15 protein-coding genes are annotated in these 16,645 nt (G+C 46.1%); 4 read left to right on the plus strand and 11 right to left on the minus strand.

All coding sequences use genetic code 11. The annotated features are described in order from the left end of the window. Positions 1–12: 12 nt before the first annotated feature. From ACFS25_RS05290 to ACFS25_RS05325, 8 genes are all read right to left on the minus strand, one after another. Positions 13–1,290 carry a metal-dependent hydrolase family protein gene (locus ACFS25_RS05290; protein ID WP_381497367.1) on the minus strand — a complete coding sequence of 426 codons (1,278 nt, stop codon included), beginning with the start codon at positions 1,288–1,290 and terminating at the stop codon, positions 13–15. Between the two features lie 80 nt (positions 1,291–1,370). After that, entirely contained in the window at positions 1,371–1,793 is a 423-nt protein-coding gene (locus ACFS25_RS05295) for a hypothetical protein (protein WP_381497368.1), read from the minus strand. 61 nt (positions 1,794–1,854) lie between these two features. Further along, complete coding sequence (locus ACFS25_RS05300; protein WP_381497369.1) at positions 1,855–2,310, minus strand: DUF4920 domain-containing protein; 456 nt, start codon at positions 2,308–2,310, stop codon at positions 1,855–1,857. A 291-nt stretch (positions 2,311–2,601) separates the two neighbouring features. Continuing rightward, positions 2,602–3,300: a hypothetical protein gene (locus ACFS25_RS05305; protein WP_381497370.1), complete on the minus strand. Its 699-nt coding sequence runs from the start codon at positions 3,298–3,300 to the stop codon at positions 2,602–2,604. Positions 3,301–3,455: 155 nt separating this feature from the next. After that, complete coding sequence (locus ACFS25_RS05310; RefSeq protein ID WP_381497371.1) at positions 3,456–4,547, minus strand: aminotransferase class V-fold PLP-dependent enzyme; 1,092 nt, start codon at positions 4,545–4,547, stop codon at positions 3,456–3,458. Positions 4,548–4,643: 96 nt separating this feature from the next. Beyond that, positions 4,644–6,548, minus strand: coding sequence for a phosphoglycerate dehydrogenase (gene serA, locus ACFS25_RS05315; protein WP_381497372.1), 1,905 nt, complete (start codon positions 6,546–6,548; stop codon positions 4,644–4,646). A 289-nt stretch (positions 6,549–6,837) separates the two neighbouring features. Continuing rightward, entirely contained in the window at positions 6,838–7,896 is a 1,059-nt protein-coding gene (locus tag ACFS25_RS05320; RefSeq protein ID WP_381497373.1) for a YheT family hydrolase, read from the minus strand. Between the two features lie 234 nt (positions 7,897–8,130). After that, positions 8,131–9,981, minus strand: coding sequence for an acyl-CoA dehydrogenase (locus ACFS25_RS05325; RefSeq protein WP_381497374.1), 1,851 nt, complete (start codon positions 9,979–9,981; stop codon positions 8,131–8,133). A gap of 155 nt (positions 9,982–10,136) precedes the next feature. Here ACFS25_RS05325 and ACFS25_RS05330 point away from each other — a divergent pair, with 155 nt between their 5' ends. From ACFS25_RS05330 to ACFS25_RS05340, 3 genes are all read left to right on the plus strand, one after another. Then, on the plus strand, positions 10,137–10,667 hold the full coding sequence (locus ACFS25_RS05330; RefSeq protein ID WP_381497375.1) for a DUF2911 domain-containing protein: 531 nt from the start codon (positions 10,137–10,139) through the stop codon (positions 10,665–10,667). 256 nt (positions 10,668–10,923) lie between these two features. Next, complete coding sequence (locus ACFS25_RS05335; protein ID WP_381497376.1) at positions 10,924–11,793, plus strand: hypothetical protein; 870 nt, start codon at positions 10,924–10,926, stop codon at positions 11,791–11,793. 423 nt (positions 11,794–12,216) lie between these two features. Further along, positions 12,217–14,190 (plus strand): sialate O-acetylesterase, encoded by a 1,974-nt coding sequence (locus ACFS25_RS05340; RefSeq protein ID WP_381497377.1) that lies wholly within the window; start codon positions 12,217–12,219, stop codon positions 14,188–14,190. A 140-nt stretch (positions 14,191–14,330) separates the two neighbouring features. Here the strand turns inward: ACFS25_RS05340 and ACFS25_RS05345 are convergent, their stop codons facing one another. The 3 genes from ACFS25_RS05345 to yidD all read right to left on the minus strand — a co-directional run bounded on the left by ACFS25_RS05345 (position 14,331) and on the right by yidD (position 15,504). Continuing rightward, positions 14,331–14,732 carry a DUF4174 domain-containing protein gene (locus ACFS25_RS05345; protein WP_381497378.1) on the minus strand — a complete coding sequence of 134 codons (402 nt, stop codon included), beginning with the start codon at positions 14,730–14,732 and terminating at the stop codon, positions 14,331–14,333. 67 nt (positions 14,733–14,799) lie between these two features. Next, on the minus strand, positions 14,800–15,177 hold the full coding sequence (locus ACFS25_RS05350) for a co-chaperone GroES (protein ID WP_381497379.1): 378 nt from the start codon (positions 15,175–15,177) through the stop codon (positions 14,800–14,802). Between the two features lie 117 nt (positions 15,178–15,294). Further along, a complete protein-coding gene (gene yidD, locus ACFS25_RS05355; RefSeq protein WP_381497418.1) occupies positions 15,295–15,504 on the minus strand; it encodes a membrane protein insertion efficiency factor YidD in 210 nt (69 codons plus the stop codon). A gap of 99 nt (positions 15,505–15,603) precedes the next feature. Between yidD and lgt the strand changes: the two genes are divergently transcribed. Beyond that, positions 15,604–16,449 (plus strand): prolipoprotein diacylglyceryl transferase, encoded by an 846-nt coding sequence (gene lgt, locus ACFS25_RS05360; protein WP_381497380.1) that lies wholly within the window; start codon positions 15,604–15,606, stop codon positions 16,447–16,449. Positions 16,450–16,645 lie beyond the last annotated feature (196 nt).

A 16,645-nucleotide genomic window follows, 5' to 3' on the forward strand; every position in this document is an offset into this window, starting at 1 on the left:
CTTAAAAATCTATTACTGTTTGTAAACTTTCCCGTTTTTCATTACAAACTGAACGGTTTGCAACGTTTTGATATTCTGAATCGGGTTTTCAGCTACGGCAATAATATCGGCAAACTTACCCACTTCAATCGAGCCAACCTGCGCGTCCATACCGAGTAACTTCGCGTTGGTCATCAGGGCTGATTTGATAGCCTCTACCGGCGGCATGCCTGCTTCAACCATATATTCAAATTCCCTGGCATTGTAGCCGTGGATATAAACACCCGCATCAGTACCGAAGGCAATTTTGACGCCCGCTTTGTAAGCTTTGGCAAACGTAGCCTGAATTTTTGGGCCAATTGCTAAAGCTTTGGGTGTTACTAACGCCGGATAATACCCAAAATGTCGGGCTGAATCGGCTGCTGTCTTTCCGGCAATAATCGTAGGGACGTAATAAGTGCCGTGTTTCTTGAACAACTCAATTGCTTCATCGTCCATTAATGTACCGTGCTCAATGGTTTGTACACCCGCTCTGATGGCACGTTTCATCCCTTCGGCACCGTGTGCATGAGCAGCTACAGCAAAGCCGTAATCTTTGGCAGCATCAACTACTGCCTTTACTTCTTCCTCCGTAAACTGAGGACCGGAGCCATCTTTAGCGTTGCTTAATACCCCGCCGGTGGCCGTAATTTTGATGAGGTCAGACCCGTCCTTATACCGTTGGCGAACGGCTTTTCGAGCATCTTCGGGACCATTGATAACGCCCTCTGTTGGACCAGGATCGCCCATCAGGTCTTTGCGATAGCCATTGGTCGGGTCGGCGTGCCCCCCGGTGGTAGCAATAGATTTGCCAACAGTCAGCACTCGTGGACCGTCTACCAGTCCGGCATTGATGGCGTTGCGTAGTGACACGTTTACACCGGAACCACCAAGATCACGTACCGTTGTAAATCCTGCCAATAAAGTCGTTTTGGCATATTGTGCAGCCTGATACGCCACGTCGGCCTGGTTCTTAGTGAAGCCATCAATAGCACCACCCCGTCGGGTCTGGCTTTCCAAGTGAACGTGCATGTCAATCAAGCCGGGCAATACCGTTTTTGATTTCATATCCAGCACCTGATCCTGTCCGGCGGGGACAGTATATCCTTTCTGCACAGACGTAATCTTATTGCCTTCGACCACCACGGTCATTTGCGGCTGTAGGTTATTGCCGACGCCATCAAAGAGATTTCCGCAATGAATTAATGTGCGTTGGGCAAATAGAGGAGCAGCCAGCAGCGACAAGCCTGCTAGTAAATACAGTTTTTTCATAAAAGAAGTTAGTTGGGTACAAAAAAGGGCCGCAACGGTCAGTTGCAGCCCTCAAGCTACGAAAAGAGCTTGAACAACGCTTATATTTTTGTTACCTGAACGACCGCCGTTTGGGGTTGGCTGCTAGGCGTTGCGGTTGGATATGGGTTTACCTCGCGCAAGATTACTTTATAGACGGAGTTGGTTAGTGAAACATTTGTTGAGTCTAACCGCTTTGAATTCAGGCTTGCTCCTACTGTCAGGCGCACGGTGCTGGAGTCTTTTCCATTCGATAGTAGCAGCTTAACTTTTGCTTCTCCAGCCCAGATGCACGTTACACCCGTTGGGCAGCGGCTATCCTGAATGGAGTCGGCACGAACAACAATATCTGCACCTAACCGAGCCGATTGATGCAGGCTAACCGATACACGGTCGGATGGAGTTGTTTCGGACGATTTGCAAGCTGAAAAGAGTACTGTTCCAACGATGAGAAAACCAGAAAGCTGTTTCATTAAATCTAACATAGTTCTTGTGATTTTTTCAACAAGGACACTACCATCGGGAAAAGGGTTGGAAGTAATCTCTTTATTTTTTCACAAGTACGCCATCGGCCACAAATGTCAGGGCTTTTTCAGGTTCAGTAATTTTGGCGATTTCTTCTTTTGGTTTCCCCGCGTCCTGTGCGTAGTGACGTAGATCAGCAACGGGGGTAGTCGTGGTTTCAGCCGTACCTTCAACCACAACGGTTTTACCGACTATGTCTTTCGGCACAAAAAAACCGTAGTCTTTAAACGTTACGCGCATCGTTTGACCATCGCCGGTTTTGACTTTCATCCAGCAACCTTTGACTTTACAGACAGACTCGACGGTGCCTTCTACTTTGGCGGGCATCTGTGTTTTGTCGGCCATTTTAGTTGTTAATTCCGTGGCTGGAATAGCGTCAGTAGGCGTAATTTTTTTGCCGTGGTAACTTACCGCATCCTGGGCAAATGCGCCCAATGAAGCAGCAATAAATAAGGTAGTTAGCAGGAGGTTTTTCATGAATTTTCTGATGATTATATGTGTAATTACTTTTTCTTGTAGCCAGATTATGGCGGATGATTTGCTGTTGTTAGTGAACCTGTTAGGTTTTATATTCAGTCGCCTTTAAGCAAGTTTCATTATTTTAGCGTGGACTGTTAGCCTACATTACAACAAGAAAGCCTAAATAGGTTCGCCATTTTGCATTCATTCAAAAGTACACAATTATGCTGTTCCCCTCACCGATAATCCTGAATACAAAAAAGGCAGACAGTTTATATCTGTCTGCCTTTTTTGTCAATTTTTTATGGTCTATTTGGCGAGTTTAACTCCTCGTTTGCCAACCTGACCAAAGTAGTAATTAACACCAACCTTCAAGCGGCCACCCTTACCCCGGCTAACCGTTGGGTCAATCTTATTATAAAAACTGCTTTCATACGATAATTCAGCACCCAAACGGTGCAGAATCCAGGCCATTACGCCAATTTCCAGACCAACACTGGTGTATTTATATTTGGCATCTGCCGGAACATTTTCCGAAAACTCCCGACCACTATTCAGGCTGGCTCCAACGAAACTGCTAATACGGGTGCGGAACGGATAATAACGGGCAAAAGCACCCACCTGGCGGGCGTGGTATTTATTGCCTACCAGACGATCGTAATCATAACGCAGACCAGCGGCAAAACCGGGCTGAAAAAAGTAGCCAATGCGGGAGTTGAAATCCAAATATACCTGACCATTAGTGGCTCCCATGCCAATTCCTCCGCCAACGAAAAGATTACCTGGTTCAAACCAGCTTAGTTGGTTAGCCTGTTGGTAATTAAGAGATTTGTCGATTTCTTCGTCCAGCTTTTCGCTGGTTTGAGCGGCTTTTTGGCGAACATTCTGTTTCGTTTGTTCATCAATGAGCGGTTTACCATTTCCTGTTGAGTCAGACTTATTCTGAGCCAGACCACCTACTGTTAGGCCCATTAGCAACGTCGCAGTGGTAAGTAATTTCTTCATCATCGTTGAGTTAATACCTTTAAAACACTGCTCTATTAACCACAAAGCATACATAAGGTTTGTTGCAGGTGCATAGTCCAGAAGAATGAGGCCAAAAAATAACGCCTTCTCAAGTATATGAAAAGGCGTTATGCTGGAAACGGTCAGCGATCACCGTTTTATTTTTGTAATTCCTTAATCAGGGCTGCAACCTGATCGACTGATACAGCTGGAAAATTAGCGATCCGTATTTGTGACTCCTTGTATTTTCCATAGCCGCTGCCAACAATCATATTTGCTGTTTTTGCAACTTTAATGACATCAGCCGGTGATTTTACGCGATCCGGCGATCCTGTAGTGGCTACAATAACAGTCTGCGAGCGGTGGCGATCTGGTTTCACAAAGGCTGCGTAACCATCTGAACTGTCTAGAAACTTATATAACATTCGCGCTTTTTCTTCGGTCTGTTTCCGGATGTTATCAATGCCGATTCGGTTAAAATCTTCCGCAATTTTACCCAGCAGGTAAATGTACAGGACGTTAGGCGTTGCGGGCGTCTCGAACGTTTTGTAGTGTTTCCAAAGCGTCGGTAGGGTGTGATGCGCCCCAATCGTTAGCGAGTCGTTTTTTTGTAGCCGTTCGGCTTTCGCCAAACAAGTCTGATTGGCAATCCAAATGCCCATGCCGGCAGGCATCCCAAAAGCTTTCTGTACCGAAAAAAATGCTGAATCAATCAGATTGAAGTCCAGATCGGGATAAGGAGCTGACGAAACGGTATCAACACAAAATAACTTTTTGGGGTATTTGCGTTTGAGTTTATGCATGTCGGCAGGCCGCATCTGCACACCTGATGATGTTTCGTTGTGGGTCAGACAAACCAATTCGGCATAAGCCGGCACCTCAATATCAGCCGCGTCAAATCCTTCGCCAAATGGTTTTTCCAGGACGTGAGCGTGCTTATGCAGATCGTTGGCATAGTCGTAAAATTTTTGGGAAAAAGAGCCATTCACAAGGTGGAAACTCTCATGCTCCACACAGTTGAGAAGCATACGCTCCCACACTTCCGAAGCCGAGCCGGTAAAGAAAATTCCGTGCGTAGCTGGAATGGCTAGCAAGGTTCGCAATTGCTCATCGGCAAACTTATAAATGTCCCGAAACTGCTGACTCCGGTGTGAAATTGAGCCAATCTGTTCATCCATCGCCCGTTGCAGGTGTTGATAGAACGTCGGGTAAAGTTCGGCTGGGCCGGGGGTGAAGTAGGTGTTTTTCATAAAGATGAGACCGGGCCACCGGCACGGAACGAGAGCAAGAAACCGGGCTGCCGGGCAGTATTCACCGCTCTGGCAGCCCGATCTTTCGCACGTTCACTAATAGAGTAATCTGAACTTAATTGTGTTATCAATGTCCTTCAATTCTTCGACCACCTCGTCGGCATATTCTTTGGCAACGTCCGTAATCACATAGCCAATTTGCTCGTTTGTTTTGAGGTACTGGCCGTGAATATTGATGTGGTGTTTGGCGAAAATGGTATTCATTTTCGCCAAAATGCCCGGTACATTGGCGTGAATATGTAGCAGACGGTGCGACCCTTTCAGCAGTGGTAATTGCAGTTCAGGGAAGTTAACACTGCCATAAGTGCTGCCATTGTTAATATATTCGAGCAGTTTCCCCGGTACAAAACTGCCAATGTTGGCCTGGGCTTCTTCAGTGCTACCGCCAATATGTGGCGTCAGAATTACGTTTGGCTGCATGCGCAGAGCACTCATGAACTCTTCATTGTTCGTTTTAGGCTCCTGCGGAAATACATCAACACCCACTCCGGCAACCTTACCCCGCTCAATAGCGTCGACCAGCGCCGGAATGTCTACAATGTGGCCGCGCGAAAGATTCAGAAAGATGACGCCATTTTTCATCATCCCAAACTCACGGTAGCTGATCAGGTTTTTATTTTCCTTGCGGCCATCGGTGTGCATACTAATGATGTCGGCTACCGCCAGCAGCTCGTCCAGTGACTTGCATTTTCGGGCATTGCCGAGCGCCAGTTTATCGACCACATCATAAAAGTACACTTCCATACCCAGTGCTTCGGCCACTACCGACAACTGCGTGCCGATGTTGCCATAACCAACCAGACCGAGTTTCTTGCCGCGTACTTCGAAACTATTTTTTGCTGATTTATCCCACTCGCCTTTGTGCATCAGATTGCTCTTTGGCACGATGCCCCGAATGAGCATGATAATCTCGCCAATAGCCAATTCAACTACCGAACGCGTATTACTGTATGGTGCATTAAAGACGGCAATTCCTTTTTCGGTACAAGCCTCAAGGTCAATCTGGTTGGTTCCAATGCAGAAAGCGCCAACGGTCATTAGCTTATTGGCCTGTTCCAGAACGCGGGCCGTAACCATCGTTTTAGACCGGATACCCAGGATAGATACATCTCGGATGGCTTCAATTAGTTCGTCTTCGTCCAGTGCTCCCTTCCGAATCTCGACGTTAAATCCTTCCTGCTCAAACAACTGAACCGCTATCGGATGCACATTTTCGAGCAACAAAACTTTAATTCGGCTCTTTGGATACGACTGACTACGGCTCAGATTATTATGGTACAAAAACTCATCGAGCGAAGGGGCCACGTGGTCAGCTTTTTCGACAACGCGGGGGCGCATCACATTTTCGGTGAAGGCATAAAAACGGTTTGCCAGCCCCGACGCTTTTATTTCATAATCTGTATAGCCGTCGCCAATGACGTAAACTTCACCGTCAAGTTTCAAATTGCGAATTACCTGCGATTTACCCCCGTTAGCCGATAGTGGGTTTGTTTTATCGAAACCAACAATAGCGCCGGTTTCGTCGAACTCGAATGTATTGGCAAACACATTTTCAGCCCGTATTCCCAGCGACGTTACAATCGGTATAATGAATTCTTTAAATCCATTTGAAACGATATAAATGGTCTCGGCATTTTCGGACAGAAACTGCTTATTACGTTGAAACGAATCGGAGATTTTCCCCATCAATATTTCGATGAGCGCGGGTAACTGACTCTTATGCGCCTTCAAAAGATTGATCCGCAGATTAAGTGAGTCTGTAAACGAAATCTCGCCCGACATACCCCGGTCAGTAATCACCTTAATCTGATTCAGCACATCATCGCGGTCGGGGCGACCCGTAAGCGAGATTTCGCCCAGCACGTCGAGGGCTTCTACCTTCGTAAAGGTGCTGTCAAAATCAATGATGTAATAGGTTTGTTCGAGTGGTTTGGTAAGCATGATTTAAATGGGTTCAATATCCGCAACTTCCTGCGGTTCAATGTCTAAAATCTGTTTACTATTTGGGATGCCGGACCACTACTGACGGGGCGGCAGGTTCACGGTAATGATGTGCCATATAAATTCATAATCTAATCCGAAATAGTCAAGTCATACACTACAGCTCTCTTCGGTATTGGGTCATCGGCATAAGAACTAAATGGAGCCAGTGATACCAGCGAATAGGTGGTAAACCAATACTCTTTGTTAGCGTCTAACACTTGTCTAGTACGTTTTCCGTTCATATCGACTATCCTTCAGTGGTTTGTAAAAACTGTAACGTCCGCTCCTCCGACCAATATATGCCCTGAATGCCTCCAGTGCGGGGTGGAAAGCCGCAATGACCTCCCTGCTCAGGGAACTCCATCCAGACGTTGGGGAGTTCCCGCCCTAATTCCTCAGGAAAACATTCCGGCGACAGAAATGGGTCATTTTTTGCGCTTACAAGCAAAGTCGGAACTGTAATGTTTGGTATGAACTGTAATGAACTGCTACGGGTGTAATAATCTGTTACGTCCTGAAAACCATTCATGGGAGCCGTAAACAAGTTATCGAACTCGCGGATGCTGCGCGCCTTTGTCACGGCCTCAGTTGGGAAAACGCCCGGCATTACTGCTGCTTTCTGTAACACTTTTCGTTTGAGTGTCCGATTGAAACGGTAGTTATAGGCCAGACTATCCCACTGTTCCAGCCGCCGAGCCGATCCCATTAAATCGACAGGAACCGAAAAAACAACGGCTTTTTTGATCGCTGGACTTAACGAGTTATCGCCGTGCGACGCACTGTTCTCTCCGAGGTATTTTAGTGTGACATTGCCACCTGCGCTAAAACCCATCAGATAAATTGTCTGGTAACCTTTTGAGAGTGCATGTTGAATAATGAAATGTAGGTCGCCCGTTTCGCCGATGTGATAAAATCGTTGCTGGCGGTTCAGTTCTCCACTACAGGAACGAAGATGCCAGGCCAGGCAATCCAATCCGTTCTGCGTTAGGTGTCGTACCATTCCAGCCAGATACTGACTGCCCGAATTTCCTTCGAGTCCGTGGGTTAAAATAACTAACTGACTTTTAGTTGATTGCGTATTATGAATGGAGGAAAAGCCGTCAATGGATTGTTGTTCGCCCGTTGTTTTATGGGCCGATTTTCCAAAAGCCCAGTCTATATCCAGAAAGTCATCGTCTGGTGTTTCGATGCGTTCGCGGACGTAGGAGACCTGTACCTTGCGAAACAGCGAGGGAATGATAGTCTGCATGTGTCCGTTCCACAATTGGGTAGGCGGCTCGTAACTTGATGGGGCAATCAGCGGCATTACCGAACGCGGGCGATTGAAGCCGCAAAGGTAAGGGTTCTAGACTGAGAAGCTTGATAAAACGTAAAAAAGGTAAAATTGTCTTATGGTATTCTGTGCAAAGGATCACGTGATCTTGTCTTAACCGACCAGACAAGTTGTTTTGCCGATGTAACTATTACCGATTTGCACAATAGTTATAACGAAGGCCGCTTTTATAAAAGCGGCCTCTTCTATGTATTCGGCAGAAATGGTCTATAAGGCCAATTCCTTTTCTGATACAATTGTTAGTACCTCCGTGTCCTTAAGTCGTTGCGCCAGGCCCAGCGTTTTAGGGACCTCGTAGTGGAAAAAGAATTTCATGGTGTGAATCTTGCCTTCATAAAAGATCAAATCATCACCTTGTGGGTTTTGGGTCAAAAGCATTTGTTTGGCGATAACTGCTTGTTTCAACCACTGCCAGGCCACGACTACAATTCCGAAGAATTCCAGAAACAAGGTCGCATCTGATAAATAACGTTCAATATCGCCTTTTTGGGCATGTGGTATCAAACTGGCCATGATTTCCTGTGTCCGTTTGAGTTCGGCAGTTAGTTGGTCTGCATATGGTTTTAACTCATCGGATGTGCTGGCTTCAGCGATAGTCCTATTTATTTCCGCAAAAAGTAAGAGAGGGGCTTTTCCACCTTTCATTGTCATCTTGCGTCCTAACAAATCTTGCGCCTGTATACCCGTTGTACCTTCATAAATTGGCGTGATACGAATGTCGCGGTACAGTTGCTCAACCGGAAAATCCTCCGTAAAGCCATAGCCACCAAATGTCTGCACGCTCTGGCTTACTGACTGGACACCCATTTCAGAGGGGTACGATTTGGCAACCGGCATCAGCAAATCGAGCAGCAAAAAGGCATTTTCTTTTTCGTCACCTTCGGCCACCTGACTAATATCGAAAAGCCGGGCCGCTTCGAGGAGTAAGGCTAACGAGCCTTCGGTTACAGCTTTCTGAAATAACAGCATCCGCCGAACATCGGGGTGGTTAATAATTGGTGTTTGCGGGGCATCCAGGTGATTTTTCTGATTCAACCGACGACTTTGCGGACGCTCTTTAGCATATTGCAGAGCCGCATAAAAGGCCGCCGTGGCAATACCTGCCGCCGTCATACCGACCCCAATGCGCGCTTCGTTCATCATCTGGAACATATACGGTAATCCCTGATGCGGCTCGCCAACGAGGTATCCAATGGTATTGTCGTTCGACCCCATCGTCAGGTGCATAGCTGGTACGCCTTTCTGACCCATTTTATGGTAAATCCCGGTTGAGGCAACGTCATTATCGACAAAACCACCCTTACCATCAGGCCGGTATTTGGGAACGACAAACAGGGAAATGCCCTTTGTACCCTTTGGTGCACCATCAATCCGGGCTAGCATCAAATGAACAATATTGTCGGTAGCATTGTGGTCGCCCGCCGAAATAAACACTTTCTGCCCCTTGATTTTATAGCTCCCTGGCTGGTCTAGAAGTGGCACCTCTCCAAGTGTAACGGATTCGCTGTCAGATAGTGGAGTGGCGGAGGTCGTTACATCGGAAAGCGACGAACCTGCCTGCGGTTCGGTCAGGGCCATCGTACCCTGCCAGGTTCCGTCCAGCATATTTGGTACGTAAAAATCACTTAGTGCTGGCAACCCGAACGACGTAATGAGGTGGGCTGCTCCAGAGGTCAGACCGGTGTACATCATGCCGTTGTTGGCGGCCATCAGAATAAATCCCACACAGGAGCTAATCATTTCGGGGAGTTGCTGACCACCATGCTCAAATGAAAAACCCGCACCAATCAGACCCGCATCGCCCATTGCTTTCAAATATTCCCTCACCTTCGGGTGAACAGTAACCTGCCCATTTTTAAGTTCAGGCTGGTTTCTGTCCATTTCCTTCAAATACGGATGCATGAACGTATCGGCAATGTACGTGGCCGAGTCGAGCACAAGATTGAACGTTTCCCGGTCATGGGCACTGAAATAGTCGTATTTAGTTAATTCGTCTGCTTTGAATACTTCGTGCAATAGAAACTGGAGGTTGCGTTTACTAAAATATGTTGTTGCCATGTAAAGCGATTCTATTAGAAAAAGGTATTCTTACGTACAGTTGTAGGGCTAAAAATACCACCGTTTGGCCAAATCTTTATATTGTTCTCAAAAAACTATCGTTTACTTTGTGGCGTTTAGACAGTAATAACTTAAAACCAATTTATCATTAACACATGAAAAACTTACTTGCAGTTTTTGCTTTTCTTTTTGCAACGGTATCGTTGGTACAGGCGCAGGACAAAAAAGCACCCGTAAGCCCTAAAATAACGGCCGAAAGCCCCGACAAGAATATTAAAGTAATCTATGGTCAACCTTCAAAAAAAGGGCGTGTTGTCTTCGGAGCCGACGGTTCGAGTAGTTTGGAGAAATATGGTAAGGTTTGGCGGACGGGTGCTAATGAAGCTACTGAAGTGACCTTCAAAAGCGACGTAATGTTTGGCGACAAAATGGTGAAAGCAGGTACGTACACGCTATTTACCATTCCCGGTGAAAAGGAGTGGAGCGTAATTCTGAATAGCACACTAGGTCAGTGGGGCGCTTACGATTACGAAAAAATTAAAGGTACTGACGTAGCGATGATTAAAGTACCCGTTTCGATGAATAAAACACCCATCGAGAAACTTGTTATCACACCCGCTAACAGTAGCATTGCCATTGCCTGGGATAACATGACAATCTCGGTGCCTGTAATGAAACATGGCTGAGAAAACGGGCCGCAACCTCACAAAAATTAACGGTTAAATTTTACTTAAAAACCCAGTCCATAAGGCTGGGTTTTTTATTTCTAAAATGCTGTAAACTAAAGTGTTAATTAATCTTGTATGGGTTTTTTGGCCGTAATTCGTTTTGTAATTCTTCCAGATAGATAAGTTAATGCCCGCTTACTAATTAAATTGTTTGTAAGTGGTTAACAAGCAAAGGTTTATCGCGTTATTTGTGAAACGCTCTAATCCATATTCGATGATGAAACATTACTTGCTGTATGTACTGCTCGGCCTAGTCGTACTGCCTGTCTGTGGTCAGGGGGTTACGGACTACTACCGATTGCCAGTGCGGGATCATCAATATAACCGGTTGCTCATGCGATATGGTGGCCCTTATGTTCAAAGTCGCTGGTATGTGGCTCTCGATGGGTTTGTCCGAACGGATCGTGCTAAACTTGATAATTCATTCAATGGCCTGATTGAGAGTAACTTAGTTGGTAAACTTGGTTGGGGAGCTGTTATTGGCTGGTCGTATCGTGAGCGGTGGGCTATTGAAGGTGGATACACCCGAATGCCTATTCATAGTCAGATATCTATTAGTAATGCCGGTTCGCCGTTGGTATTTCGATATGGAAGTGCCCAAAACGCTTTCGTTTTACGTGGAAAGCGGCTTATGGTATCGACTAGCAAGCCGTGGCTCCGGTCGGGATTTTGGCTAACTGGCGGCATGTGGCTCGTGCCAAATAGTGGTCATCAGGAAGGTCGTTTTTCGCTGATCGGTTATAGATATTATGATCATAAAGAAACAGCCGATACTCTCCGCCTAACTAGCCAGACTCAGGCTAATACCCAAATAACTGCTTTGGCCGAAGTCGGAGCGGAATATAATGTCCGGTTAAGTAACGCAATTGATTTAGGCGTTTCTGTTCGCAAATTTTGGGGTTTAGGTAATGCCCTCACCACTGATGTGACGTATAGCGTCAATCATAAATATAGTCAACAAGCTCAATTACAAGGAGCTGGCACCGGCTTGAGTTACGGTGTGTCATTACGCTACACATTTGCTATTCGGCGTAATCTGTCCAACGCTCTGGATATAAAGGGGAAAACCGGGCATATTCATTAGCATCGTAGTCGCCAAATTTTTAGCCTGGTTACTGGCAAACCACCAGCACATAAGCAGAGGACGCTTTTGTTACCGTTCTGTTTGGCGGGTAGTTTCTATACACTTCCCTAGACTTTAACGGGCTCGACATCTTTACCAAAAGCTCCAGAGACAGGCACTTGTATCCGTCTGGATACAAGTGCCTGTCTCATATAATTTCTCAAAATTCTTAGCTCGCCAATTATCTTACAGGTTCTCTGGCAGGAGACTTCGTTAATTGGCGCAGGGTTTCCAGTCTACATTATTACTATTCTGTTGTTTCGTATTTCCTGTATTCGAGAGGAATGTTTGTTGATCAATAAGGATAAAAGTAAACTTTCGCCTTTTATATCAACAACCGTTCCGATGGATCGAGCTAATGCACAACTAAAACCCTGACTACGAATGAATTATTTGACTTGGCGTTTGCTTTTTTTATGTTTGTTCGCTGTCCAAACTGCATTTGCCGATGTGCGTTTGCCGAACGTTTTTGGTTCACACATGGTGTTGCAACGTCGGAAACCGGTGCCCGTATGGGGATGGGCTGATTCTGGTGAGAAAGTAACAGTGACACTCAATAATCAAACGAAGACTATCAAAGCGGGCAAAGATGGAAAATGGCGTGTCACACTTGATGCCATGGAAGCGGGCGGTCCCTATCAGATGTTAGTGAAGGGAAAGAATAATACGGTTACGTTCGATGATGTACTGGCGGGGGAGGTGTGGATTTGCTCCGGTCAGTCGAACATGGAATTTTCGCTGAGTGGGGCTTCAAACGCCAAAACAGAAATTCCGGTTGCCAATTACCCAAACATCCGGCAACTGTTGGTTAAACGAGAAGTAAGCCTAACGCCCAAAGATAATATGGAGGGAAATTGGAGTGTTTGCACTCCCGAGACAGCATCTCAATTCACCGCTGTCGGTTATTTCTTTGCCAAGCAATTGCAAAAGGAATTGAATGTCCCGATTGGACTGATTAATACATCCTGGGGAGGCACTCATTCCGAGACCTGGACCAGTCGTGAAGCCATGAATCAGAATGATGAGTTGCGGGTAGTAGCCAACAAATTACCTGCTAGCTATGAAGAGGTTATTCAGAGTGGCTCAGCGCGTATTCAGGCCCTACTAAAAACACAGCAAGGTGGCTTACCCACTACCGCCGACGAGCAGACTTGGGCTAACGCTGCTTTGAACGATAGTGATTGGAAGACGATGAATATGCCCGGTGATTGGGAATGGGGTGGTCTGCCAACCCTAGATGGCGTTGTCTGGTTTAGGCGGGAGGTCATTATTCCGGAAGGAAGCAAATTACAGAAAACTGTCCTTCATATTGGCTCCGTAGCAGACAACGATTCGACGTTTGTAAATGGACAGTTGGTAGGTAGTACAAAGGGAAATAAAGCTCGTGACTATGTTTTGCCCGATGGGTTATTAAAGACGGGTCGCAATGTGATTGCTGTACGCGTTACAGATGCCAGCGGGAGCGGGGGGCTTATGGGACGGCCTGATCAACTCACTCTTTCTGGCGAAAGCCTGACAATTCCGCTGGCAGGTATCTGGAAATACCGGGTAGCCAACGTTTTCTCTTCTTCCTTTATGCCAGGGCCAAATACATATGCTACTCAGCTATTTAACGCTATGTTGAATCCGTTGATACCATATGCTATCGAAGGGGCCATCTGGTATCAGGGTGAGTCGAATGCAGGTCGGGCGTATCAATATCGGAAAACATTTCCGCTCATGATTCAGGACTGGCGCCAGCATTGGGGATACGATTTTCCATTTTTGTTTGTTCAGTTAGCTAGTTATAATTCCGCCAACGGTGATAGTCAGCATGGGAGTGCCTGGGCCGAACTTCGCGAAGCACAAACAATGACACTTCAGTTGCCCAACACGGGCATGGCCGTGGCGTCGGATATTGGCGAGCGGACGGATATTCACCCGAAAAACAAACTGGATGTCGGCAATCGTTTAGCCGCCGAAGCCATGCGTGTAGCGTATCAGAAAAGTGGAGTAAGTGCTACTGAATCGCCATCGCGCGGGCCGATGCTGGATAAAATGACAGTTGATGGCAACCGCGCTATTATTACGTTTCGCAATGGAGGTGGGGGATTAATGGCGAAGGATAAATACGGGTATCTTAAAGGCTTCGAAGTAGCAGGTGCCGATCAGAAATTTTATTACGCCAAGGCCGATATTCAGGGTAACTCAGTTGTAGTTCATGCCGACTCTGTAACGGTGCCGGTAGCCGTTCGTTATGGCTGGGCCGATGACAATGGCGACGTGGATTTATATAATCAGGAAAATTTTCCCGCCGTACCATTTCGCACCGATACGTGGAAAGGCATTACCGAAGCCGCTAAATTTGGCCAACAATAACTACAAAAGGCGAATAGATAGATAACTATGTAACTGACCAGAAAATAAAACTCAAATTCTGGTCTGAGTTTGTCGGGACACTACGCTATTTGGAGAGACAATAAAAGAGCCGAACGATCTCAAGGTCGTTCGGCTCTTTATTATTCTTGTTTGCTTTCCTGCTTTCGCATTGGCATACTGTCTATCGTATCGAATAAGTCTTTTACGGCAATCGGCTTTTTGTATGTTTGTTTGACACCACCATCTTTGCCGATCAGCCAGCCCACAAAATCATCGGACGGGTTGAGTTTGTAATCATGCATCAGAAATTGGCGGTCAGGCTCCATCACCAGCGACGCCACGAGTACAATTACGTCTAAATCGCGTTCGGCTAATCCGGCTTTTTCTTCATTCAGCGCTTCCTGTTGCTCAATTGTATAATGCTGGGCATCATCGCGCACATAAAGTAGCAACACACGTCGATGGTCTTTCTTTTCGGTCAATATCGCCTTGAGCGATTTTTGTTGATTCGCTACACTCTCCATAGTACGGGTAAATCCCATTAGCAGGACTGTCAAAGATATCAACCAATAGCTTAGCATAGTGTTTTAGGTAACGTATTTAGTCATTTTATGACAAATCTTCCAGCCGTTCCAGCATCAGAATCGAACCTTGTGGTACAATGACGTACTGCTCACCTTCGTATTGCAAGTCAATGGCATTACGTTGCAGGTATAACGCTACGTCCCCTTCCTGTGCCTGGAGCGGCATATATTTTACTTTTTCTTCGACTTCTTTCCAGGGTTCGTCTTCCGTCGGGCTAGGGATCGGATAACCTGGCCCCACTTTAATAACATAGCCCGACTGAACTTGTTCTTTTTCCTGCACCGTTGGTGGCAAATACAGCCCACTGTTTGTACGGTCGGTGGGGTCCTTTGGCTTAATCAATACCCGGTCGCCTACAATAATCAGGCGTTTTAATTTATTATCATCAGTAATTCCAATCATCGGTGTAGTGCCACAATCTGTTGCGGCCTGTTAGTGGGTTGATTTTGATGGTCAAAAATCAGGCAAGTTTATTTCTTAAGCCAAAATGTCATAGCTACCGACGATGACCAATTACCGTTATGGAACCGGATCATACCCATGACCACCCCACGGATGGCATCGGCCAATGCGTTTAAGGCCCATCCATCCACCCCGAATAGCCCCGTGTTTTCGGATAGCCTCAATCGTATATTGCGAACAGGTGGGCGTATAACGACAGGCATTCGGAAAATAAGGTGACACAATGGCCTGATATGCCTTAACAAGTCCAACCAGAATTGACTTCATCATAAACTCGTAAACACCAAAACGTTCAAAAACTTTCCTGCAATCCGTATCTTTGCCCGCCGTCGTTCGTTACACAACCGACATTGACTCTAATTCCTTATGCTGCAATACGTTATTTGGGAGGTTAATCCCGAAATTTTTCACATTGGCTGGTTCTCAGTACGTTGGTATGGGTTGCTCTTTGCCTTGGGTTTCCTAATTGGCATGCAGATTATGAGCTATATTTTCAAGAAGGAAGATAAACCCGTTGCCGATACGGATAGCTTACTGATTTACATGGTTGTATCCACAATTTTGGGTGCCCGAATTGGCCATTTTTTATTCTACGAACCCGACGTTCTGTTTCACCATCCACTTACGGTTATTACACCGCCGTTTGCCGGTTTAGCCAGCCACGGTGCTATCATTGGTATTCTGACAGGTCTATGGTTGTATTCGCGCCGAAAGGAAAGTATATTGACCAATCAGACTTTTTTATGGGTGTGCGACCGCATTGCTATCGTGGTAGCGCTGGCAGGAGCCTGCATTCGTTTTGGCAACCTGATGAACTCCGAAATTGTGGGTCGTCCAACAGATTTGCCCTGGGCGTTCGTATTTATGAATAACAGTGAATATGCGAAAATCCCCCGCCACCCAGCCCAGCTTTATGAATCGCTCTCCTGCTTAGTGCTGTTTTTCATTTTATTGTGGTTCTGGAATCGCACAAAGGAAAAGACACCACGCGGTAGTATGTTAGGGATTTTTATGATTTGGATCTTTGGGCTTCGGTTCTTTTACGAATACCTAAAGGAAAATCAAGTAGCTTTTGAAGATAATCTGCCGCTAAACGTGGGCCAACTCCTGAGTATTCCTGCTGTGTTGTTAGGCATCTATTTCCTTGTGCGCAGTTACCGAACTCCGGTTACGCTGCTGGCATCGGAAAAGACAGACAGGATTACACCATAACGACAGAAATAAACTGGAGAATTTGGAGAAATCTAATCGATTCGGCAAAATTCTCACCAGTTTCCGTACACTTTTTAGAAGACGGTGCCACAGAATTCGTGTACTTTTGGTGAGTTATTTACCTCAATTATACACTTCATTCTGTGAACCCGTCTTTTTTTATTTCACGTCAATTCCTGCCAGCCCTGCTGGTTAG

Origin of the sequence: Spirosoma flavum (genome assembly GCF_042686045.1) — a bacterium.
GTDB lineage: Bacteria > Bacteroidota > Bacteroidia > Cytophagales > Spirosomataceae > Spirosoma > Spirosoma flavum.